The 23594-nt window shown below is 61.7% G+C and carries 15 protein-coding genes; 9 read left to right on the top strand and 6 right to left on the bottom strand.

Annotated elements, in window-relative coordinates:
- Complete coding sequence (locus ACODSL_RS14875) at positions 1-1938, bottom strand: S9 family peptidase (RefSeq protein WP_488901491.1); 1938 nt, start codon at positions 1936-1938, stop codon at positions 1-3.
- Between the two features lie 27 nt (positions 1939-1965).
- Entirely contained in the window at positions 1966-3783 is a 1818-nt protein-coding gene (locus ACODSL_RS14870; protein WP_488901490.1) for an ABC transporter ATP-binding protein, read from the bottom strand.
- Between the two features lie 220 nt (positions 3784-4003).
- On the opposite strand from ACODSL_RS14870, the gene ACODSL_RS14865 reads away from it, so the two are divergent.
- The 8 genes from ACODSL_RS14865 to ACODSL_RS14830 all read left to right on the top strand — a co-directional run bounded on the left by ACODSL_RS14865 (position 4004) and on the right by ACODSL_RS14830 (position 15265).
- On the top strand, positions 4004-4855 hold the full coding sequence (locus ACODSL_RS14865; RefSeq protein ID WP_488901489.1) for a division plane positioning ATPase MipZ: 852 nt from the start codon (positions 4004-4006) through the stop codon (positions 4853-4855).
- Between the two features lie 55 nt (positions 4856-4910).
- Entirely contained in the window at positions 4911-6968 is a 2058-nt protein-coding gene (locus ACODSL_RS14860; protein WP_488901488.1) for an NAD(+) synthase, read from the top strand.
- A gap of 308 nt (positions 6969-7276) precedes the next feature.
- Entirely contained in the window at positions 7277-8425 is a 1149-nt protein-coding gene (locus ACODSL_RS14855; protein WP_488901487.1) for an OmpA family protein, read from the top strand.
- A gap of 414 nt (positions 8426-8839) precedes the next feature.
- A complete protein-coding gene (locus ACODSL_RS14850) occupies positions 8840-9070 on the top strand; it encodes a hypothetical protein (protein ID WP_488901486.1) in 231 nt (76 codons plus the stop codon).
- Between the two features lie 448 nt (positions 9071-9518).
- Complete coding sequence (locus tag ACODSL_RS14845; protein WP_488901485.1) at positions 9519-10223, top strand: polysaccharide biosynthesis/export family protein; 705 nt, start codon at positions 9519-9521, stop codon at positions 10221-10223.
- A gap of 45 nt (positions 10224-10268) precedes the next feature.
- Positions 10269-12566, top strand: a complete 2298-nt coding sequence (locus ACODSL_RS14840; RefSeq protein WP_488901484.1) for a GumC family protein — start codon at positions 10269-10271, stop codon at positions 12564-12566.
- Positions 12567-12590: 24 nt separating this feature from the next.
- Positions 12591-13853 (top strand): tetratricopeptide repeat protein, encoded by a 1263-nt coding sequence (locus tag ACODSL_RS14835; RefSeq protein WP_488901483.1) that lies wholly within the window; start codon positions 12591-12593, stop codon positions 13851-13853.
- On the top strand, positions 13850-15265 hold the full coding sequence (locus ACODSL_RS14830) for an O-antigen ligase family protein (protein WP_488901482.1): 1416 nt from the start codon (positions 13850-13852) through the stop codon (positions 15263-15265). Before ACODSL_RS14835 ends, ACODSL_RS14830 begins: the two co-directional genes overlap by 4 nt.
- Positions 15266-16559: 1294 nt before the next feature.
- Here ACODSL_RS14830 and ACODSL_RS14825 read toward each other — a convergent pair.
- From ACODSL_RS14825 to ACODSL_RS14815, 3 genes are all read right to left on the bottom strand, one after another.
- Positions 16560-16748 (bottom strand): transposase, encoded by a 189-nt coding sequence (locus tag ACODSL_RS14825; protein ID WP_488901481.1) that lies wholly within the window; start codon positions 16746-16748, stop codon positions 16560-16562.
- Positions 16749-17030: 282 nt separating this feature from the next.
- On the bottom strand, positions 17031-18194 hold the full coding sequence (locus ACODSL_RS14820; protein WP_488901480.1) for an AGE family epimerase/isomerase: 1164 nt from the start codon (positions 18192-18194) through the stop codon (positions 17031-17033).
- A complete protein-coding gene (locus tag ACODSL_RS14815) occupies positions 18194-19450 on the bottom strand; it encodes a sugar phosphate nucleotidyltransferase (protein ID WP_488901479.1) in 1257 nt (418 codons plus the stop codon). Before ACODSL_RS14815 ends, ACODSL_RS14820 begins: the two co-directional genes overlap by 1 nt.
- Before the next feature lie 1113 nt (positions 19451-20563).
- Between ACODSL_RS14815 and ACODSL_RS14810 the strand changes: the two genes are divergently transcribed.
- The gene (locus tag ACODSL_RS14810; protein ID WP_488901478.1) at positions 20564-21499 is read left to right on the top strand and encodes a GHMP family kinase ATP-binding protein; all 936 of its coding nucleotides are present in this window, start codon (positions 20564-20566) and stop codon (positions 21497-21499) included.
- A gap of 13 nt (positions 21500-21512) precedes the next feature.
- On the opposite strand, the gene ACODSL_RS14805 is transcribed toward ACODSL_RS14810, so the two are convergent.
- Complete coding sequence (locus tag ACODSL_RS14805) at positions 21513-22685, bottom strand: hypothetical protein (RefSeq protein ID WP_488901477.1); 1173 nt, start codon at positions 22683-22685, stop codon at positions 21513-21515.
- Between the last annotated feature and the right edge of the window lie 909 nt (positions 22686-23594).

The following is a 23594-nucleotide window of genomic DNA, read 5'->3' as shown; positions in this document are numbered from 1 at the left end:
CTACAGTCTGAACACCTTGCGCAGGAAGAGGGTCTCGGCCTCGCGCTGGGCGTCGGTGTTCTGCTTCTTGCGGAAGCCGTGTCCCTCGTCGCCCGCCAGCATGTACCAGACCTCCCCGCCCTTCGCGCGAACCTTGGCGACGATCTGTTCGGCCTCGGTCCAGGGCACCCGGGGATCGTTCCGGCCCTGAATGACGAACAGGGGTTTGGTCATCCGGTCGGTCAGGTTGAGCGGCGAGATGCGGTCGAACACCGTCTTCATCGCCGGTTGACGCTCGTCGCCGTACTCGGCGCGACGCAGGTCCCGGCGATAGCCTTCGGTATTCTGCAGGAAGCTGGTGAAATTCGAGATGCCGACGATGTCGATGGCCCCGGCCAGCCGGTCGTTGAACGCCGCCAGTGAGGCCAGCACCATGAACCCGCCATAGGAGCCGCCGTAGACGACGACCCGGGACTTATCGAGGTCCGGCTGGGTCGCGATCCAGTCGAGCAACGCGCCGATGTCCTTGACGCTGTCCTGACGCAGCGGGCCGTTGTCGAGCGAGAGGTAGGTCTTGCCGTAGCCTTCCGACCCGCGGACGTTCGGCGCGATGACCGCCACGCCGAGGGCGTTGGTCCAGTATTGCCGACGACTGTTGAACCCCGGCCGGTCCTGGCTTTCGGGACCTCCATGGATATCGATGATTACCGGTACGGGGCCCTTGGGCGATTTCGGCCGGGAGACCCAGGCCGGTATCTCGAGGCCGTCAAACGAACGGAAGGTCGCCAGCGTCGGCTCGACCATGGCGGCCGGGTCCAGACCGCCGCTTTCGCTGGTCGTCCACCGGGTCAGCTTCCCGGACTTCAGACTCCAGCTCCAGACGTCCGCGGGCGAGGTCGCGGCGTTCAGCCCGATCGCCAGGCTCTGGCCATCCGGCGAGAATTTCAGGCCGGTCAGGACGCCGACGGGCAGGGGCGGCTGAGGCAGGGCGCGGCGGGTCCGGAAGTCTCGCACGACGACGCGGGAGCGACCATTTTCGTTGATCGAATAGGCCAGGGTCTTGCCGTCGTCCGACAGGTCAAAGGATTCAATGTCCCAGCTGAGATCGTTCGGCGTGATCGGCGTGATCCGTCCGTTGGACAGGTCGATCTCAACCAGCCGTTTGAACTCGTAGTCCTGGTCGGAAATGACCAGGATGGACTGCCCGCCCGGCGTGAACTGGCCGCCCTCATAGGCGATGTCGGCGCTGGACGGATTGATCTCGCGGATCGGCTTGCCGTCCTCGCGCAGGTACAGCTTGCTGGCGGCCGCGGAGATGTAGCGACTGAGAAGCAACGCCCGGCCGTCCGGCGAGAAGGCGACGGGCGAGGTGGCGCCCGTGGTCTTGAAGGACTCACCCGGGATGATTTCTCCATCCTTCACCTCGGCGACCCGCACGCTGTAGTCCGGATTGCCCTTGCCGACCTCGGCCCAGGCGAGGCGCCGGCCCGACTTCGAGAAGACGACGGACTGATTGCGGGTTCCCGGCGTGGTGAAGGCATGCTCGGGCAGCGTCAGTCCGGCGAGGTAGAGCTGGAAGTACTCGTCGCCGCCCGTGTCCTTGCTGAACACGAAGCGGTCGACGGAGCGGGGCAGGGCCGCGGCGCTGGCCACCGGCTCATCGAAGAAGGTCAGCTGGTAGCGTTCGCCGCCGGGGACCGCGACATGGTGCAGCTGGCCGGTCTGGCCAAAGCGCGTCGTGATCAGCATCGAGCCATCCGCCAGCCAGTCCTGGAAGGACGCGCTGCGGGCGTTCTGATACCGGCGCAGGCCCTCCCGCACATCGGCGGGCGTTTCGGGGACGTTCTCCAGCGTCAGCGTTCCCTGCTGGCGCTTGACCACCGGGCCGGCGGCCCGGGCCAGGGCGGTGGTGGCGAAGAGCGCCGAGACGGCGGCGCCCAGAAAGGCTCGTCGGATCATGTCTGTTCCCCAGAACGCAGGCTTGAGTCAGATCGGGTCGAATTCGCTGACGAGATGGCCCGGTGCGACCTCGGTCAGGACCGGGACATAGACGGGGCCCGCCGGATCGGCGGACCGTCGGGACGGCAGAAACCGCAGGGCGGCGAACGGATCCATCGGCGAGGGCGGCTCGCCCGTCAGCCGGACCCGCTTGCGCGTGCGTTCAATTTTCGGATCGGGGATCGGCGCGGCCGAGAGCAGGGCCTGTGTGTAGGGATGGCGCGGGTCGTCGTAGAGCTGCTCGCGACTGGCCTGCTCCATCACCCGGCCGAGATAGAGCACGACGATCCGGTGGCTGATCTCGCGAACCACGGCCAGATCGTGGCTGATGAACATCATCGCCATGCCGAGCTGGCGCTGCAGGTCGATCAGCAGGTCGATGATCTGGGCCCGGATCGACACGTCGAGGGCGCTGACAGCCTCGTCGCAGATGACCAGCTTCGGCTCCAGGATCATCGCCCGGGCGATGCCGACGCGCTGGTTCTGACCGCCGCTGAGCTCGTGCGGGTAGCGGTTGACCAGCTCCGGCGCGAGGCCGCAGCGCGCCATCATTGCGGCGGCGGCGGCCCGCCGCTCGTCACGGCCCAGACCGGGGCGGAAGACCTGAAGGGGCTCGGCGATGGAGTCACCGATCGGCATGCGCGGATCCAGGCTGGCCAGCGGATCCTGAAAGACGATCTGAAGGTCCTTGCGCGCGGCCCGCATCGCCTCGCGGTCGGCGTGGGTGATGTCGCGGCCGAGCACCGTAACCGTCCCGCCCAGGTCGCCGCCGCCCGGCGGGAGCAGGTTCAGCACGGCCCGGGAAAGTGTCGACTTGCCGCAACCGCTCTCGCCGACCACCCCCAGCGTTTCACCCTGGCGGATCTCGAAGCTGACGCCGTCGACGGCGCGCAAGGGGCGGGGTTTGGCGAACAGGCCCTGGCTGATCGGGAACCAGACCTTGACGTCCTCGCCCCTCACCACGACCGGGGCGTCGGGCGCGACGTCGGCCGGTGTCGGCCTGCCGCCACGGTCAATGCGATCCAGCCTTGGAATGGCCGCCAGAAGCGTCCGGGTGTAGTCGGTCCGGGGGCGGTCGAAGACATCCTCGACGGCCCCCTCCTCGACGTAGGCGCCGTCCTTCATCACGCAGACCCGGTCTGCCAGACGGGCGATGACGCCCATGTCGTGCGTCACCAGCACCATCCCCGAACCGGTCTCGCGCATGAGCTCGGCCATGAGGTCGAGGATTTCGGCCTGGACCGTGACATCGAGCGCCGTGGTCGGCTCGTCGGCGATCAGCAGCTTCGGACCGCAGGCCATGGCGCCGGCGATCATCACCCGCTGCCGCATGCCGCCGCTGAGCTCATGCGGATACTGGGTCATCCGTCGCGTCGCGTCGGGGATGCGCACCCGGCCCAGCCAGTCGAGCGCCCGCTTGCGCGCCTCGGCGTCCGACAGGCCCAGATGCAGACGCAACGGCTCGGCGATCTGCTCGCCGATCTTCACGTGCGGCGTCAGGGCCGTCAGCGGGTCCTGGAAGATCATCGTCATCTTCGAACCACGGATTCGGTTGAGCGCCGCCGGCCGGAGCCCCAGCAGCTCCTCGCCTTCAAACCGCACAGATCCGGACGCGACGCCGTTCGAGGCCAGCAGACCCATGACCGTCATGAAGGTCTGACTCTTGCCGGACCCGCTCTCACCCACGACGCCGAGGCATTCCCCGGCGGCGACGGAAAGGGACACCCCGCGAACCGCCTCAACGGGCCCGTCGTGGGTTTCGAAGCGGACCTTGAGGTCGTCGATCACGAGGACGGGTCGGGACACGGGCGACCTAACTTGGATTACCGGGAGGGCGATCTTAGCCGTTTCACACCGCCGCGCAATTTCGGGACCGGCATCGGCCCGGTTGTTCCGCCGGGCGCCGCCGCTGGCGCTGTTTGTCGCTGGTCCTCCCGTGTTGTGTTGTTGACTTGAGGACGCTCAGGCCAGAGTCTGGAGGGGCTGTCGAGGGCCGCCCGCGAGTGGCCCTTTGAAAGGGGAAATCGTGGCGATCTGGGGTGGGAGAAAGGAAAAGTCCTTCGCCACACGCCCCACGGTCATCGCCGTGGCCAACGAGAAGGGCGGCGCCGGGAAATCGACCGTCGCGGCCCTGCTGTCGACGGCCATGCTCTATCAGGGCAGGCGGGTCGCCGTTCTTGACGTGGACCTGCGACAGCAGAGCCTCAGCCACTTCTTCGCCAACCGCCGCCGCTGGCTGCCGGCCGCGAAACTGGTTGCCCCGGTGCCGCTGGAGTACAAGCTCGCCGAGGACCCGGCCGAGCTGGCCAACGCTGACCCGCACCGCGTCGTTGCGCTGTTCGACAAGGCTCTCGCCCTGGCCATGTCCGCCGCCGACATCATCGTCATCGACACCCCCGGCGGGGACACGCCGCTGTCCAGAGCCGCCCACCTGCAGGCCGACATTGTCGTTACGCCGATGAACGACAGCTTCGTCGATTTCGACATGCTCGGGAAAATCGACCCCATTACGCTGAAGCTTGTTCGACCGAGTCTCTATGCCGGCGTGGTGCACGATGCTCGACGCGCTCGCGCCGGCTATGGCCGAAAGCTGGACTGGGTGGTTCTGCGCAACCGGATGGCTCCCCACGACGGACGCAATCGTCAACGCGTCACCGTGAACCTCGAGCAACTGGCCGCGCAGGTGGGATTCCGGCTTGGGCCGCCGCTGCGCGAGCGGGTGGCCTACCGCGAAATGTTTCCCTTCGGCCTCACGCTCGCGGACATTTCCGCCAACCTCAGACCCGCCGAAGTTTCAACACCCCGGAAGTCCGCGCGCGAGGAGGTCAAGGCCCTGCTGGTCGCGCTGAACCTGATCGACCCGTCGGAGGACGTCTAGTCGGGACGGTCGTTGGCTGGTCCCGGCGCGCCGGCCACGATAATAGAGAACCAAGATGTCCAAGCCCGCCGCCCGCCCGCCCTTCGATTCCCCCTACCGTCACGGATTTGTCCGGCTGGCGGCCTGCGTTCCGACGACGACGCTGGCCAATCCAGGGGCCAATGTCGATGAGGCCCTGACGCTGCTTCGGCGCGGCCATGACCAGCACGTGGCGCTGATGGTCTTCCCCGAGCTTGGGCTTTCCGCCTACTCCATCGACGATCTTCTGCAACAGGATGTCCTGCTTGAGGCGGTCGAGGCCGGGATCGGCCGGCTGGTCGAGGCGAGCGTCGACCTGTTTCCGGTGTTTGCCGTCGGCGCCCCCCTTCGTTACGGCGGGCGCCTGTTCAACACGGCCGTCGTCATTCACCGGGGCCGGATCCTGGGTGTGACGCCGAAGTCCTTCCTGCCCAACTACCGCGAGTATTATGAGCGCCGCTGGTTCGCCAGCGGGCTGGGCGTGACCGGAAAGACTCTTCGTCTGGCCGGGCAGGACGCGCCGTTCGGAACGGATCTGCTGTTCCGGTCGACCGGCTCGGCGCCCTTCACGTTCCATACGGAGATCTGCGAAGACGTCTGGACGCCGGAGCCACCCTCGACCCGGGCCGCCCTGGCTGGCGCCGAGATCCTGCTTAATCTGTCGGCCAGCAACATCGTCATCGGCAAGGCCGGCGCCCGGCGCCTGCTGTGCGCATCCCAGTCGATGCGGTGTCAGGCGGTTTACGCCTATTCCGCCGCCGGCATCGGGGAGTCGACAACGGACAATGCCTGGGATGGCCAGGGATCGGTCTTCGAGCTTGGAGACTGCATCGCCGAGACCGACCGGTTCGCGCTCGAATCGACAATGGCGATCGTCGATGTCGATCTGGGCCGGGTCCGGCAGGAGCGTATCCGCACGGGTTCGTTCGGCGACGCTGTCGCTGTTCATCAGGGCGATGCTGCCTGGCGCACGATTGACTTTGCTCTGGACGCTCCGGCCGTCGCCCTTGCGCCTCTGCGGTCGATCGACCGGTTCCCGTTCGTCCCGGACGATTCGACGCGGTTGGCCGAATATTGCCGCGAAGCCTACAACGTGCAGGTCCAGGGGCTGGCGCAACGGATCAAGGCCACCGGACTGAAGCAGCTGGTTATCGGCGTCTCGGGTGGCCTTGATTCCACCCAGGCGCTGGTCGTGGCGGTCAAGGCCATGGATCAGCTGGGCCTGCCCCGGAACGGAGTGCTGGCCTACACCATGCCGGGTTTCGCGACCTCGGAACGCACACGGACGAACGCCTGGGCCCTGATGAAGGCGCTCGGCGTGACGGGCGAAGAACTCGATATCCGGCCGGCGGCGACCCAGATGCTGGCCGACCTCGGTCATCCCTTCGCGCGTGGGGAAGCGGTCTACGATGTGACGTTCGAGAATGTGCAGGCGGGCCTGCGGACCGACTATCTGTTCCGCCTGGCCAACCGGCACAACGCCCTCGTGGTCGGCACGGGCGACCTGTCGGAACTGGCGTTGGGCTGGTGCACCTACGGCGTCGGCGACCACATGAGCCACTACAATCCCAACAGCGGCGTGCCCAAGACGCTGATCCAGCATCTGATCCGTTTCGCGGCGGGGGCCGCCGAAGTCGGCGACGCCGCCACGGCCGTCATGCGCGATATCCTGGCGACCGAAATCTCGCCGGAACTGGTGCCGGCCGACGGGACCGGCAGGCCGCAGGCGACGGAGGATTTCGTCGGTCCCTATGCGCTGCAGGACTTCACCCTGTTCCACATGACGCGTTCCGGCGCGGCGCCGTCGAAGATCGCCTGGCTGGCGCACGTCGCCTGGGGCGACGCGACGCGCGGCGGCTGGCCGGACGATGTGCCGCCGGCCGAGCGAAAGGCCTATGACCTGGCTGAGATCAAACGCTGGCTGCGCCTCTTTCTGACGCGGTTCTTCGCCAATCAGTTCAAGCGTTCGGCGGTGCCGAATGGTCCCAAGATCTCGTCGGGCGGCGCGTTGTCGCCGCGCGGCGACTGGCGCATGCCGTCCGACGCGCGCGCGGACGTCTGGCTGGCCGAACTGGACGCCAATACGCCCGACTAGCGGCCAGCGCCGCCGCCTCCGCCCCGGCAAGGTCCGCCCGGCTGACGCACAGGCGCGGCGTGGCTTCATGAGCCATGTCAGCCACAGGAATACGACGACAGGCTCTGTCTTTGGAACCGTTCCGGGGTGAGGGCGTTGCTGCATCGGTATTCAGTTGAGGCGTCAACGGAATTGGCTGGGGGGTCCGCTATGGAAACCAGCCCGACCGACATCCGCGCCTCCCTGGCCGTATTCCAGATGCATGCGCCGGCTTTTCGGTGCATGGCGCACCAAGAGCGAGGGGCTCGATCATGAATAAAAGAGCATTGATGCTGAGCACTCTGCTCGGCGCGATGGCGTTGGCGCCGGCGGCGTTCGCCCAGCCGGACAGCGGTTGGTACAGCGCTTTCGACCTCGGCTACCACTGGCCGTCGGGCTGGGACGCCACGTCGTCCAACAACGCGTCGGACGGCCGTCCCTACCAGTTCGACTTCCAGACCGAGAACAAGGTGGTCGGCTTTGCCCGCCTTGGCTACCGGATCAACCCGAACTGGCGTGTCGAACTCGAGGGCGGTTCCCGCCCCGGTAATATTGAAAGCGCGAGGGGCGACCCCGCCCGGCCGCTGCCCAACCAGCTCTGCAGCCTGTCCGGCATCGCCCCCTGTCGGGCGCCCGGGGGGTCCATCAAGGCCTGGACCCTTATGGGGAACGTGATCTACGACTTTTTCCCGGAAAGCCAGTTCCGCCCCTTCATCGGCGCCGGCGTCGGCGTAAACCGGGCGGACGTCCGGGTCGCCGCGCGGGGCAATGTTCCCGTCGGCGCGATCGACATCGACGATACCTACACCGCGTTCTCGTGGCAGCTGCTCGCCGGCGTGTCGTTCGATGTGAGCGACCGCATGAACGTCGACCTCACCTATCGCTACCTCGACGGCAGCGATCTGCAGATCAACTCGACCAATTCGTCCCCCGCGTTCAACCCCGGGGATTTCAACGGCGGTTATGCTGACCAGTCGGTGACGTTCGGCCTTCGCTACGCCTTTGGCGCGCCGGCGGCTGCTCCGCCCCCGCCGCCCCCGCCGCCGCCGCCTCCGCCGCCTCCTCCCCCGCCTCCGCCGCCGCCGCCTCCGCCGCCGCAGTACGAAGCCCGGGAATTCATCGTCTACTTCCCGTTCGATCAGTACGTGCTGACGCCGGAAGCCCAGTCGGTGGTGTCTGAAGCGGCCCAGTACGCTCAAGCCGGCGGCGCCACGCGCGTTGTGGTCGTGGGTCACACCGACTCCTCGGGTTCGCCCGCCTACAACGTCCGCCTGTCGGAACGCCGCGCCAAGGCCGTCGCCGATGCGCTGGTGGGCCTGGGTGTCTCGGCCGGTACGCTGGCCGTGGACTGGAAGGGTGAAACCGATCTCGCCGTCGCCACCGGCGATGGTGTGAAGGAACCGCTGAACCGCCGTTCGACGATCTCGATCAACTTCTGATCCCGATCTTCGGCGTAAAGCTGAACCAAAGCGGGGCCCCGGTGGAAACACCGGGGCCTTTCGGCTTTTTGGGCGGCGTGTCCACGGGTGGAATCAAATCAACCTATGATTCCGGATCCGGGCCCGGGCAGCGGCGGTGTCAGACGGCGGGGCGATCCCGCGACCGGCTTCAGATCAATTACCGGCAGGTTGACAAAATCCCGGGATTCTCGCCTTCTGCGTGAAATTTTCGCGCCAGATGCAACACTGATCGCACGGTCGCCGAGGGCAGGTGTCGCGATTTGGCAACCCGGATCATCTTTTCGCCGGAGTGTCATGAAATCGGGGGTTGCGCCGGTAATTCCAGCTGGTATTGGTCTTTCTGACGCTCAGGTTCCTACGGTCCTTGCGTTGTAACTCACGAAGAGGTGAATCATGCTCCGCAAATGTGCCACCGCCCTCGCTGTCAGCCTGGTTTGCCTTTCCGGCCAAGCCTTCGCCCAGCAAGTGTCGGTCAAAGCTACCACGAGTGCTGTTGAACGCGTCGGCGCCCAATCGGGCCGCTCGAACGAGTTCGCCGGTATCCCGCTCCTGTACCTGGTGTTCGGTGTCGTCACGCTCGGCATCGTCGTTGCCGCGAACGACGACGACGGCGCCAGCGACTAAGATTTCGACGGGCCTTCGGGTCTGTCAGAATTAGTTGGGCTACTTGATGGAGGCCGCTGGCTAAACAGGCAGCGGCCTTTGTCTTGAGTCACGTCGGCGTCGCCATGTCAGTGTTCGGGGGTTTCAGCGTTCGCGCCTGGGCGATCCGTCTTTGGCGCAAGGACATGGCTGGCGCCTCAGATGGCAGTGATTGGCTGGCCCAGCTCAGTTTTGCGGCACGGACATCACCCCGCTTGATATACAGCGATATGGATTGCGCTCTCAGGCAGCGCAAACGGTCGTCGAGACAAGCGACAAACCATCAGCGCCGGACTGGACGAAGCTGTTCGATCGGCGATTCCCATCAGATGCCACAGCACTGCCACGGTATTGGGATATTGCGCGCCGTGGACATTTTGATCGGGTAAGGTGCCATCCGGCACCATAGTGACTTTGGGGAGTTTCTACATTGATCGGTTCGAGGATGATGGTGGTCGCAGGGCTGACCGTAGCTGTCCTTTCCACGACCGCCTGCGCCTCGCAGGGCGCCTCGCAAAGCGTCGGGCAAGGGCAGGCCGCCTTCCTGGCCGCCGGGATCCAGCCTCAGGCTGAGGCGGCGCCAGACTACCGTATCGGCCCCCAGGACAAGCTGAACATCACGGTTTTTCAGGTCAAGGACCTGACGGTCGAGAAGATCCAGGTTGATGGCAGCGGCCGCATTTACTTGCCCCTCATCGGGAGTGTCATTGCAGCCGGCAAAACCACGCAGGAGCTGTCAACTGAGATCGCCGACCGACTGAAGGGGCAGCTTCAATCGCCTCAGGTTTCCGTATCGGTGGCCGAAGCTGTCAGCCAAAAGGTTACGGTGGATGGCTCGGTGGTCGAGCCTGGCGTCTATACCATGAGCGGTCCCACGACGCTCCTACAGGCAGTGGCGATGGCCAAGGGCCCCGACATGAAGTACGCCAACCTCAACCACGTGGCCATTTTCAGGACGATAAACGGTCAGCGGGCAGCAGCTGTTTTCGACCTGAAGGCCATCCGTGCGGGCCAAGCTGTTGACCCTGTGATTCTGGGCAACGACGTCATTGTCGTGGAAGGCTCGGCGACGAAAAGTGTGTTCCGCGAAATCCTGACCGCACTGCCGGGGCTAGCAGTCTTCAGCTATTTCTAAGCTGCGTGCGTAGTTTCTATGTTTCATTTCGAGGTTTGACGATTCATGGCTGCCAGAGGTGACTACGAAGGTGGAGCCGCGCCGCTCCCGTCCGACCGGATGCTGACTTCGCGTTTCGACCCGATTGTTGTGCGGGACGAGGGGCGTTTCGATGACGGTGATGGTTGGGGGGCATCGGGGTTCGACGAGTCTCAGCGACTTCAGCTGGCCGCGATTTGGGGCGCTGCTCTCAAGCACAAGTGGGTGATCATCGGATCGGTCATCGGCTGTCTTATGATCGGCATCGCCGCGACCCTCCTCATGCAACCGCTGTATACGTCCCAAACCCTGCTCCAGATCGACCGGGAATCGAGCAAGGTGCTGAACGTAGAAGATTTTGCGCCAAGAGAGGCGCTAACCGGCGACGAGTTCCTTACCACGCAGGTAGGATTGCTCAAGAGCGAGACCCTGGCGCGCCGCGTCGTCCAATCGTTGAATCTCAGCCAAGACCAAACCTTTATGCGCATGGCCGGCAAAGATCGGTCCGACAAGCGGCGCCCGGCCAAGGCCCGAGGCCGAACCATGTCCGCCACGGCCCTAGAAGACCAACTGACCCAAACCCTGATGAGCAATACGACCGTGACGCAGCAGCGCGGTTCGAGGCTAGTAAGCATTGCTTTCACGAGTCCAGATCCCGCTCTCTCCGCGCGCGTCACCAACGCCCTCGCCGCGAACTTCGTCACGACAAGTCTGGAGCGCCGCTTTGAAGCGTCCTCCTATGCCCGAACCTTCCTTGAAGAGAGGCTTAGACAGGTCAAACAGAAGCTGGAAGACACCGAAAAACAGCTGGTCGCCTATGCGGCACAGCAACAAATCATCAACGTGGTTACCGAATCCGGGTCGGGCCCGACCGCTGAGGGCGCCACCCAGTCGCTGACGGCTTCAAACCTGTCAGCATTGAACTCCGCGCTAACCGCCGCAAAGGCAGAGCGCATCAAGGCCGAGCAGCGTTGGCGCCAGGCACAATCCACTCCGGTGCTGTCGCTCCTTGAGGTGTTGGGGGATCCAACGGTTCAGCGCCTGCGGCAGGATCGCGCGACCCTTTCGGCAACCTACCAACAGAAGCTGAAAGTCTATCGGCCTGACTTCCCCGAGATGCAGCAGCTGCAGGCTCAGATCGACGAGGTCGACCGGCAGATCAACACGGTTGCCAACGCTAATCTCTCGGCGATCCGGTCACAGTATGAGATCGCGCTCAAACAGGAACGATCCTTCGCTGAGCAGGTAGAAAAGCTCAAAGGGTCCTTTATGGACCTGCGCGAACGCAACATTCAATACACCATTCTTCAACGTGAAGTGGACACCAACCGCACCCTCTACGAAGGTCTGCTTCAGCGTTACAAGGAAGTCGGCGTTGCCGGGGGGCTCGGTTCGAACAACATCTCGGTCGTCGATCGCGCGCGCGCGCCCAATGGACCATCATCGCCTAAACCCCTGATTAACGTGGCGCTGGCCCTGCTGCTCGGCCTGGGGCTCGGCGTCGGCGTTTCGGTGCTGCTCGAACTGCTCGATGAATCGATCAGGACGCCAGATGACGTCGTCGCCAAACTTGGACTGACGCTTGTCGGCGCAATTCCCGAACTAGAGAAAGGCGCCACCCCACTGAACGCCCTCGCCGATCCGCGGTCCGCCTTCACTGAGGCCTATTCTTCGGCGCGAACGTCGCTCCAGTTCTCTACTACCGAAGGCATGCCGCAAAGTCTGCTGGTCACCAGTTCCCGGCCATCGGAAGGCAAAAGCACGACAGCGCTGTCGCTGGCTCGGAGCTTTGCTCACCTTGGGCTGCGGGTTCTGCTGGTCGACTCTGACCTGCGCAATCCGTCCATGCATCGGCTGCTTAGCCTCAACAACAGCATTGGCCTAAGCAACTTTCTGACCGGCGAAGAGCTGGATGTTGTCATGCAGACTGTTGGTGAGCCTGGCATGTCCGTCATCCCTTGTGGGCCGCTGCCGCCCAATCCGGCCGAACTCCTCGCCGGCGCCCGCTTTGCCCAACTGCTGGAGGAGGCCAGGTCTCGGTTCGACCTTTTGATCATCGATGGACCACCGGTCATCGGCCTAGCCGACGCACCGATCCTCGCGTCGCGGGCCGCGGCGACGATACTGGTAGTTGAGGCCGGCGGCGCAAGGCGCAGTGTGGTGCGAATTGCGACCAAACGGCTGCTCCAGGCTCGCGCCAGGCTACTCGGTGCCCTGCTGACCAAGTTTGACGCAAAGTCCTCCAGCTATGGCTATGGTTATGGCTACAGCTACGCATACTCCTACGAGTACGGCCCAAAGCGCATCGACAAGGAAGTTGCCTGACGCTAACCGCTCCTGGGAGAAGACATGGAGAACGTATTCCGGTCCCGCTGGGTGGGGCTCGTCCTTCCTGCGTTGGTAGCCGGATTGTGCGTTTGGTTGGCGTACGACGTGATCATGGCTGGCGTGGCTGGCCACTTTGAGAAGAATGAAAACGGCCCGCTGGCGTTGCGCTGGCGCCATGATTCACCGGCAGCATTGGCCATCGGGTCTGATGCACTCGTCCGACAAGGCGACTACCCGGCCGCGGACGCCATGGCCCGCCGGGCGCTGCATCAGTCAGCATTGCGGGCCGACGCCTTACGTACGCTGGCTCTGTCAGCATCGGCCAGGGGGCAGGCGGCCGTGGCACTTGCCCTGATGAGCCGGGCCGGCCAGCTCAATCCACGGGATGCCCGGACCCAGAACTGGCTGTTCGAAAATGCAATGTTGCGGGCTGACTACAGCCTCGCGGTTGCGCACGCGGACGCCGTGATGCGGCGGTCACCAGACGTTTGGCCGGCGGTATCCCTCACGCTCTCCGCCCGGCTTGGCGACGGCGTGATGCGCGCCGCCCTTGTGCGACAACTTTCTCGCCAGCCGCCGTGGCGCGGTACATTCCTCGATCTGGTGGGCAGGGATGCCGCGGAACTCAACGTGGCAGCGCTGCTCGAGGCGCTCAAACGCACCACCACCCCGGCTACAGGCGAGGAGACAGCGGTTTTCTTCAGTCGCCTTTTGTCGGAGGCGAAGTACCGGCAGGCGAAGGTATACTTCGACAGTCTTATGGGCTCATCGGCTCATCCGGCGACCCTGGTCTACGACGGCGGATTTGCAGGCCTCCCGGGCCCGCCACCCCTGAACTGGCAGGCCACAGCCGGATCGGGTGGAAGCGCTACTTGGACCTTGGACAACGGCGAGCCCTTGGGCAATTTGCGCGTAAGCCACGACGGATTCAGTTCTTCTGACGCTTTGGTCAGGCAACTCATTCTTCTTTCCGCCGGCTCATATGAGGTTACCGCCCGAACGTGGGTTGAGGACCCCGCCGCCGCTGGACGGTTCAAACTTCAGATCACCTGTGAGGGCGGACCCAGGCTGGTCTCGATGACACTAAGCGGGGTTCCGGGATCCACGACGCGACTACATGCGCACTTCGGCGTACCGCCGGAGGCCTGTGAGGCGCAGTGGCTTCAAGTCGTGCCGGTTACTGGCGACCGCCGTGAGACTGTTGAATTGTCGATCGACGATATCGACATCCGTCGAGCCACTACCGTTTCCAATCCCAGTCAGGAACCGGACCTCGGGCTATGACCGAAACGAATCGTTACGGAAGCAACCCAGTTCGCAGTAGTCATGCGCGGTTAAGCAGCGCCCAGTGGCAGCGCTTGTCGCTCACCTTTTGGTCCTCCGCGGCATTGCTAACGATCGCTTTCGTCTTCGGGGGCCAGAGTCGCGACAATCCGCTTTCGACGATGGCTATCGAGCTCATGGCTGTCCTTGTGTTGGCCGTGACGGCTTGGTCGGGGTTGCGATCCAAGACTTGGAGGGTGGGCTGGCCGGAGACCATCCTGCTTTGTGCGGTATTTCTCATTCCGCTGTTGCAACTCATCCCGATGCCAGCAGAGATCTGGGAGACACTTCCCGGTCGATGTGAATTTGCCGACACGCTCCGGCTCGCCGGTGTTGAACCGGGCTGGGCGCCGCTTAGCCTGGATCCGGAGTCGACGTTTCGGTGTTTTCTGTGGCTAGTTCCACCGGTGGCACTCTTTCTTGCGGTGGCCGACCTCGACGTCGACGCGCGTTTCTGGCTGGCCGGGGTTGTACTGGCGCTCTGTATCGCCAGCCTAGTATTGGGCGGCTTGCAGATCTCCGACCAGGATGGCGGTCTTTTCGCTTCCCCCGCGGGGGGGCATACCGATATTCCAATCGGCTTCTTTGCGAACCGCAATCATCAGGGCGTGGCTATGGTAGCCGCGCTTCCAATCGCAGCGGCCTTCGCGGCGATCTGGAACTCCTACGCGATACACCAACGGCGCGCCGCGAGAATCGTTTTCGCGGCCCTAGTGGCGCTATTGGTCGTTGGCACGTTAGTTACTCGCTCCCGAGCGGCGGTGACCCTTGCGGGGCCAGGAATAATTTCCAGCATCGGCATTTTCTGGTTTGCCTCCGGCGCTGGCCGACTGCGGGGTATAGCTCTGCTGATTGCTGGCATAGCCGCCGCCGCATTGGTGTTCGTGGCCCAGTTCGCGATCAGTGCAGCGTATGATCGGTTCGCAATCCTTGCCGAAGGTGACGGTCGCTTCGACATATGGTCGACGACGTTGAAGGCGGGTGCTGAATTCGTTCCCTTTGGAACCGGCTTAGGCTCGTTCGTACCGGTTTACAGGGCCTACGAGCCGCTGGACCTAATGGCGCCCAAGTTCGTCAACCACGCCCATAACGATTACCTTGAGCTCTGGCTTGAAACTGGCTGGCTTGGCCCCGTAGTTGTGCTCTTCGCTCTTCTCTGGATCGCGAAGGCGTCGCTGGACGTTTGGCAGGGTCCCTTTTCTTCGCGTGTCACAATCGCACGCGCAGGAGGAATCTCTACCTTTATCCTGTTGGCTCATTCAGTCGTCGACTATCCCCTTCGAACACAAGCCCTCGCCTGCGTGTTCGCCTTCGCGGCGTCCTGCCTACTTACGCATCGCAAGGCAGCTGCTGCAGGTTGCAGTGGCCCATAGGCAGAAACCCCTAGCGGGATAGACCCGGCAACTGCCTTGGGTACAGCTGGTCATGTGCCGCTAGTAAATCGCCTCTCGAAAAAGAATGAAGGTCCACCCCAAAGAATGAAGTTCCACCCCAAGGAAAGGGACGAGCGAATGAATTGGTCGATTTTCAGGGAGAAGAAGATCATGATCTTCATGCGCGAGCAAGATGCGGGTCTTACGAAGGCAGATGCCCTTCTGCCGCACTAAGTTAGCTTGGCAACAATTTACAAGTGACATGCCCCCATTGCCCACCTCTGTCTGCTCATCCTCCTCTGCGGGAAGGGCACGCGGCAATCTTCGACCGCGGCCAACCCCCTTGATCGCTGACCTGACGCTCGGGGAGTATGCCATCACGCTCCGGGTAGAACCTTGAGCATGCACCGCGGCCTGAAACCCCAGCGCAGATACCCCTTCCAAACAACCATTCAACAGGTCCATGCCGACCTAGGACTCTCGCTAGAGCGACGTGAGAGATGGGAGTACCCTCAGCGGCGGCTCGTAGAGTTTTCGCGCGATGACGCCCATCAGCATTTCCTCGCCGGGTGGCAAATCCGCCCCGACTTGTTCGGTACAGCCATTCTGGTCTCGCATTTATCGTAGCCGCTCTATCTCAGACCACCCTAAGCTAGCACGCTCCTAGCACCAGACGTAGAACATCGGCCCGGAACCGCCGGCTCCTAACGAACGTACGCCAACCACAACTCCTTCGCGGCCTGCAGCAGCATGAAAGCCTCCTGCGCCGCACAGAATCACAACTTCCATACGGCGGCTCCTCATTCCCTGGCTTGCCCGCTAGGGGTCGGACTCAGTTGAGCCGGTGGGTAAATGTGGCGGCGAGTGGGGCTCCGGAGAGGCAATTCCGGGCGAGCTATCGTATAGGATTCCAGCGCGCCGGACGCCCTTGAGCCTGCACCACATGGGCTCGGCGTGGTTGCGATCCCTGTAGGATTTGGGGGTTGTGGGGGATCGGTAGCTTGCGCGAGCTCGTCGACGGGATGAATGCATTGCCGCCGATATAGGTGAGCCGCTGGCGCACGTGGTTGGCGTCGTGGGCGCGGTCGCCGAGCTGCCTGGGGATGGAACCGGCGGCACCGACTAGGGCGGCTGCCATGGTGATGTCGTTGAAGATACCGGCGCTGGCCAGCAGCAGGCGGGGTCGGCCGTCCTCGTCTTTCAGGCCGGCCGACCATAGATGCCTTTATGGCCGGCCGGCGCCAAGAATGTGTCCTGCCAGATTTCCCTGACGACCCCAGCGGTTGAAGCGACTTTAGGCCGTCGTGTAAGGGCAAGACTTCGCCGGACAATCGCGCCAGCGCGTGCCGCATCTGAGCGTGTGCATGAGACCTAAGGTCACCCTAAAGTTGTCCCCCCGATGCACTCTCTTACGGCTGCGGGGCAGCAGGGGCTCGAGCCACACCCACTCCTCGTTGCAGAGCCAGCGGATCCGCTTGGCCATATCAGAGCTCGCGTCCAAAAGTCTTGAAACAGCAACTCACGAATCCCAGCAGCACCATTGCTTACTGAATCTAGCTGTAGATATGAAAACCCCCGCTCCTATTGGTCACATTTTCGAGAGAAGCTAAAGGGAAGAGCAGCCGCTATGGAGAGCCGATCACTTTCTGCCAACCGACCGACCGAAACAATAATGCTCCAATAATCGCCTGCCCTCCCCCTCCCCCAAAAGAAACACATATTCGAAAGACCTCCTCGGAATAGGTAGTCAGCGCGCGACGATTATTCAAAGGCCCTTCGTATTGATTGACGCTTCCGCTGCCCGGACTAACTCTCCGATCGCGCAGGTGATATGATAGAGGGAACTGGCTGGTGAGGCTCCCGGTGCCAGAGAACCATCCTCCAGTAATACGTCGCGCCACGTCCCAATAATAGGCTGGTCCAAAAAGCGAAACAGGCCATCAAGCGCCGCCTCGACTTCGATCGTACCCACCGCAGGATCGCGAGCCAGGTCGCTAACGGCAGCTTTGAGACGCTCTGTCTGGGGCCAAAGTCGTGCGTCCGGGGTTTTTGTGCTTCCATCGAGCCAGACTTCACCAATCGCGACGCCACGTTTCGGATCGATGCCATATCGACGGGCGTGGGCAACTAGTCGGTCGGCAACCGGCAAAACTCGCATATCACCCGATACGACCGAATACTTGCGCAGCAACCATGCCCATTCAAAATGATGGCCCGGTTCAGTTATCCTGCCAATGTCACCCGGCAACGCCCTCCACGATTGATCAAAATATTCCGGGAGCGCCCCATGCTTTTCGTCAAAGAAGCGAAAGCAGAACAGCTCTGCGAGTCGCCCGCAACGCTGAAGTCCGTCGGACGCTGGATCAGCTTCGTGCAACGCCAGTGCCGCTTCAAAAAGATGCATGTGCGGATTCTGGCGTCGAACAACCGCTGACACTATTTCCCCTTCATGGTATCCACCTGACGGATGCGCCCAATGGTTGTCGAGCCAGCTCCAGCCATCATCGATGACCGCGATAAGGTTAGGCGCGTCAAGTACTGTCGCTGCCTTTGCAAGGGCGAAAAGCGCGAAGGCGTGGTCGTATAGGTCGGCTCGTGAATCCTTTACCTTTCCAGCTGGATCGAAAAGATGGACGAAGCCGCCGTCCGCGCGCCGTCCTACCCCGGTGAGCACTTTCACGCCCGCCGTAAGGGGCGTATTCCAATCACCTGGCCAACCAAGAACGGCTGCCTCAGCGCAAACGTAAGTCTGGCGCGCTTGGACCCGCAACCGTCTATCGAGCGGAATTGACCTACCCGCTTCACCGATTTGTTCGGCGAAAATGCCGACCTTGCGATCAAACCCTTCGTTGAGCCATATCGGCAGAGCGGAATCAAAGAGCCAAGTGCGGGCCCTTTGAGCGCAGAGTTGAAGTCGTAAATCGCGCATCAGCGCCTCCCACTTTCCGGAAGGACGTCCGCCTTCCTGAGCTCCTCCTCTATGTCGCCCCCCCCCAGAGGCACAACTTTTATTCCGCCAACAGCAGCGGCGGCCGCGTTCCTGACGTCACCGCCAGCCCGAAATGAGCCTTCAAGGCACACCGGCCATTCGCCGGCGGCCCGCAGCACAACATCCAGGCCGAGACAACTATGATCACTGCAGTGCCTATACTGCTCATCATCTCCACCAATATCCAAGTCACATTGATAGAGGGCCTCAACATGACCACCAGAACTGGCGAGGGCTCCATTTATGTGACTAAACAAAGTATGGTCGGATGCCCCTTCATTGATATCCGATCCGGTCCGAAATCGGCATCGGAAAATGAATACGTACCAACCAGCATCATTGTACCGCCGAATAATCCTTATCGCACTATCCGCCAAACAAAAGGGGGGTGCGGAGCTCCCGCCGGGGTGGCCGCGCCAAAGTATAGCGTTGAGGTCAAAAAAGGCCGCCGGCCGCCTTTCTATCTGGACCAGTTCACGCTGCGCTTGCGCGAGAGTCTCGGGCAAGCCGATGTCGATGAAGTACCCGGTCGTCTCAATGCCAAATAGCTTTCCTGCCTCTGCGAGCGCGGGAAAGACGTCCTCCTCTATCGAGCAAGGAGTGGTATAGATCAGCTTCAGAACGTCGCGATCGATCAAGTATACTCCACCATTGATCAGACCGGCTTCGCACCCTTGGCGCTTCTCCCTAAAAGCAGTTATTCGCTCACCACTAGTCTGAACCTGGCCGTACCGCGCCGCGTCATCCACGGAACGAAGTGCTAGTCGGGCGCTACCTGGCGGAAGCGGCTGTGCCGAAAGCGAAAAGATATTGAAGTCCAAGAACCCGTCACCATTAAGCAAGAAGAAAGTGCGGTCCAATCGGTCCTCGATATATAGCAACGCTCCCGCGGTACCCGCTGGAACCGGTTCGATTTCCACCGAAATCGTGGCCCCCAATATGCGTTTTCCATCATAGCGTTCGTGAATTTTGTTGCCCAGGTGACCCGCAAGAAGAACGATGTCGGACACACCATGCCTAGCGATATTCAACAAAAGGAAATCTAAGAATACGCGATCTCCTGCAACCGCCATCAACGGCTTGGGAGTATCCGCTGCCAGGTGACCCAAGCGCGTGCCGCGTCCGCCGACCAGAATTACTGCCTGTCGAGTCGAACCCGGGGGGGTAACGGGGGCCACTTCTATAGAGTTTTTCATTCTTCCTCCGGACATATGTTGCATTGGACGCTGCCGCCAAGCAATTCCGTGTCCATGCGGACAGTTTGTGGTGAAATGTCGCTAATACAGCTTCCGGTGAAGCTAGGGGAGCCGGTCAAGCCCATTGTATCAAACGCCAATTGACGTTGGGCGCGCATTCAGGCGATCCGCTGGGGGTCTACGGGCGGTGATCTAATGGCTCCATTTTTCACCGAGTCGACTGGATGACGAACCTATGCCGGCCATTCACGCGTGAGTGTGAACGGAGATGACTTCGCGGCACCTTAAGTTTCACTTTCAAAAAAGCTCAGGGGTTGAGTGCGCTTCAGCCACTTGGCGGTCACCGTCTTTCTGAGCCCGAGCCAACTAAGCCGTTGAACCCACTTGGGCGATCCGCTCCGCTACCATGGCAGAGGTGAAATACAGCCGACGGGCTCACATGTGGACGGCCCGGGCTCACCATCTCGAGCCACAATTGCCGATCGGTGCCGGATCGATGCCCGCGTTGAGTGTCCGACGAACCGATAGCGCGGATTGAGGCATACGCGAGAGGACTCACCCACATTGGTAAACCGGGGCAACCGGCAAGTCTGCCGCCGTCAAATCCTGCAACGACAGGTAAAACCTAAGGCATCCTTGCTCAGCCATCAACTGCCTCGGGCGATGTTCGTGTTTGTACTGCGTTCCCCGGAAACGGCGACCAGCTAGAACGCTACATCTCAAGAAGGTACTCCCTAACCTACGAGCGTCTCGTTTCGATAGCATATCCCGGGATGCGGAGCTAACGACACGTAGCCAACGCTGGCCTTCGGCGTGAACGCACTCCTTTGGATTGAATAGTTCCTGAGCCTCAGTTTGGTCACGCGGGTCCTCGCCAATATGTAAGTGAAGGGGTAATTATCAGGCGGATGGGCGCTTTGGTTACCCTTGTGCGCCCCTGGAACGGCTCAACGAACCGAAAGGCTGTCAATGCCCCCCAAGACTGAACCATCTGCGTTCACTCCCAGCCAGAATGCATCGGGCGGCAATGTGCGTGCCAGGGCCCCACTGCGCCTCGGTTTCGCGGGAGGCGGCACAGATGTGTCACCCTTTTGTGACACCGAGGGGGGTTGCGTGCTCAATGCAACAATTGGCCTCTACGCCTATGCGCATTTGCGGTTCCGCTCGGATGGGCTGGTGCGTTTCGAGGCTGCTGATATTGGCGAATACTTTGAGGCAAAGGCGGCGTGTGATCTCCCGACCGATCGGGGGGCTAAGCTACATGTGGGCGTCTACAACCGAATAGTGCGACAATTCAACGCCGGTGCCCCGTTATCGGTCGAGGTCTTGACCACCGTGGATGTTCCCGCTGGTTCTGGCCTAGGCTCTTCGTCCACGCTCACTGTCGCTTTGGTGGAAGGCTATCGAGAATTATTGCGCATTCCATTGAGGCAACATGAGGTGGCCCGCCTCGCCTTTGAAATTGAACGAGACGACCTCGGCCTCTCGGGGGGTCACCAGGATCAGTACGCTGCGGCATTTGGCGGCTTCAACTTTATGGAATTCTACGGGGACAATCGTGTTGTGGTCAATCCGCTGCGTATTCATCCATCGACCCTCACCGAACTAGAGGCTTCCATTGTTCTATATTATACCGGCCAGGCGCGCGATTCTGCTACAGTTATTCAGGCACAGCAGAGCAACATGCGGACACTCGATTCGGCGACCCTCGCGGGCTTAAGAATGCTTAAGGCAGAGGCGTTTGAGATTAAGGACGCGCTGCTGCGTCACGACTTTGACGCGTTCGTCAACACGCTGAACCGTGGTTGGATCGCAAAAAAATCCACCGCTGCGGGGGTCTCGAGCCACGAAATCGACGCTCTCATTGAAGGTTGTTTCCAGAACGGCGCGCGGGCGGCAAAGCTTTCAGGGGCGGGCGGGGGGGGGTTCCTACTGCTATTCGCCGACCCCGATAAACGACACCGGCTCATAAGCTATCTGGAAACGCTGCCCGGTCGGGTCATGCCCTGCCATTTCCACCCCTATGGAGTGGAGGGTTGGCGAGCTTGACCCCCGAATAGTGTTAGGCACCGTCGCTGCGCGTGCCGGATATAGTGGCCGATACTCGAGTCTGCGAAAATCTTGGATCACGAGCACCATCCTTGCCCTTCAGAACCGGCGTCGCCATCGCAATTGTACCCACAAGCAACAGAACTGGATAGACAAAGACGGGGCTATAGATCGACCCCGCCGTCGATGAAACCATAAAAAATATTACCCATGTAATGTATGGCGATGCCTGCGGTGCCAGCGCCTTGAATAGGCCTAACCACAGGTACAAGTAGATTCCGCTCCCGATAAACCCAAAGAACATTAGAATTGCTGCGATGGCGTTCCCGGCCATAATACTATCCAGCGCGTTAGAATACACGACAGACGGGGGGACTCCAAATTCTAGATAGGTTTGCTGAAACACGGCGTAGAGGGGGTTCAAATTCCCGATGCCGGCGCCGAACATTGGGGAGTCCAAGGCGGCTCGCCACCCAGCGATGGCCGAGCCATAGGTGCGAATTGTCGTGCTCCAGTCTGCCCCTTTTGAAATATCGTGTAGGCGAGTAGCAAAAACAAAACTGAGCACACTCCCGGCAAGGATGACCATTACCGTGCCGCCCAGGACAACGAGTGAAGTCCGCGCCAGAAACGGCGCGACGCCCATTCTATTATCGTCGCGCCGAACACTAAATGTCATGCGCCCGACGATGAACAAAAACGGAAGTATCGTAATAGGACTCCTAATCACAAACAAGGCGGACAACACGGAGATCGCAATTTGAGCTAGTAATTTTGGACTTATCCGCGGGGTCAAAGCAATCCAGCCTACTTGAAGGACCACGACCGTTGCGGCAAGATGCGCCGGTTCAGAAGCGAACATCCGAGGCCGGTAGCCGCCGAAAACATTCAAGTCTCGACTCATGGCAACGGTGTCACCCATAAGGATGCCGAAACGATCCCAGAACGCCCAAACGACTTCCTTCAGTGGTGTGGCGACCTCAATTGCTGCGCCGAGAATCAGAGCGACAGATAGAAGCGCGCACCATCCTCTGACGGCTTTTGGATTCCATGCGGTGATCGCCAGATAGCCGCCAGTGGCATAAATGATTGTGTAGAGCCAAAGCGCTACTGCACTGAACACGGACGTGTGGGCACGGTGAGCCAAAATGCCCCAAAGCGCGCTGACGACAAAAAACAAGGTCATCGCAAGTCCAGCGCCTACGAAACGAAGCGAAATTCGGCGATGATGAATAGCGACAGCCGCTATGGCGAATGGAATTCCGATGATGTTTGGCACCGTTCCGCCAAGTAGGGGGACGGCAATGCTAACATGGTAACCAAGCAACATCCCAAGGCTGAGGACTGGGAGCGGACTAGGGGCGATGCCCGGGGCCTTGGAGGACCTGATACGCGCCTTTGCAGTCACCATTCCCGGCGGATAACATGAGCGTGAGGGGTATGCAAAGAGGTACGGCCACACTCCGCGAAGTTCTTGCGATCAATTCAGCGCCAGCGGGCGTCCACCGCACGACGCGAGGTCAATTGGGTCTATGACGCCGTAGGCTCGTTCCGACCATCTCGGCGTGCACAGAGGCACGCAAAGCCTCCCCCTTCAACACTACAGTTCCGGAGCTGGGGGAGGGTGACCATGTCACAGACGGGTAGAGTTAGGTTTAGCGGCGTTCCTGCATATGCCCCCACATAGCCTCTGGTCGCACGTATAGATCGAGGCGGTGGTCCGCATAAAGCGGGCGATAGCGAGCCCAAGGCCACAAGCCCCTAGTCTCCCTCCCCACCAACGAACACCCTGAAGCGAGGGGGTGCCCACTTTGCCGAGGCGTCAGCGCGAAGGGATGGCGGCATTGCATGTCGTCCAGCGCGCGCGGCGTGTGCCCGGATAGGCGGCCAATCGCTGGAACCGTTGAAGTGAACCTTCGATCGTTGCCCCGTTGCTGGGATGGGGCGCGGGTCGTAGCCCTGAACTTGTGTATCCATTCTATAGATCCGCCTAGATGACGGATTCGACGGGACGAAGCCCCCAACTTCTAAACCACACGCCTAGCTGTCGTTTCCAAGAAGGTTGTTCACACGCTGCCATGGTGTGAGGCCGTTG

The organism is Caulobacter sp. FG121 (assembly GCF_057809815.1).
This window is presented reverse-complemented; position numbering and strand designations above follow the sequence as displayed.

Coding starts and splice junctions, on each gene's coding strand:
- ACODSL_RS14875 (WP_488901491.1), bottom strand. CDS start 1,938: ATGATCCGACGAGCCTTTCTGGGCGCCGCCGTCTCGGCGCTCTTCGCC.
- ACODSL_RS14860 (WP_488901488.1), top strand. CDS start 4,911: ATGTCCAAGCCCGCCGCCCGCCCGCCCTTCGATTCCCCCTACCGTCAC.
- ACODSL_RS14855 (WP_488901487.1), top strand. CDS start 7,277: ATGCTGAGCACTCTGCTCGGCGCGATGGCGTTGGCGCCGGCGGCGTTC.
- ACODSL_RS14850 (WP_488901486.1), top strand. CDS start 8,840: ATGCTCCGCAAATGTGCCACCGCCCTCGCTGTCAGCCTGGTTTGCCTT.
- ACODSL_RS14840 (WP_488901484.1), top strand. CDS start 10,269: ATGGCTGCCAGAGGTGACTACGAAGGTGGAGCCGCGCCGCTCCCGTCC.
- ACODSL_RS14835 (WP_488901483.1), top strand. CDS start 12,591: ATGGAGAACGTATTCCGGTCCCGCTGGGTGGGGCTCGTCCTTCCTGCG.
- ACODSL_RS14830 (WP_488901482.1), top strand. CDS start 13,850: ATGACCGAAACGAATCGTTACGGAAGCAACCCAGTTCGCAGTAGTCAT.
- ACODSL_RS14825 (WP_488901481.1), bottom strand. CDS start 16,748: ATGGCCAAGCGGATCCGCTGGCTCTGCAACGAGGAGTGGGTGTGGCTC.
- ACODSL_RS14820 (WP_488901480.1), bottom strand. CDS start 18,194: ATGCGCGATTTACGACTTCAACTCTGCGCTCAAAGGGCCCGCACTTGG.
- ACODSL_RS14815 (WP_488901479.1), bottom strand. CDS start 19,450: ATGAAAAACTCTATAGAAGTGGCCCCCGTTACCCCCCCGGGTTCGACT.
- ACODSL_RS14805 (WP_488901477.1), bottom strand. CDS start 22,685: ATGACCTTGTTTTTTGTCGTCAGCGCGCTTTGGGGCATTTTGGCTCAC.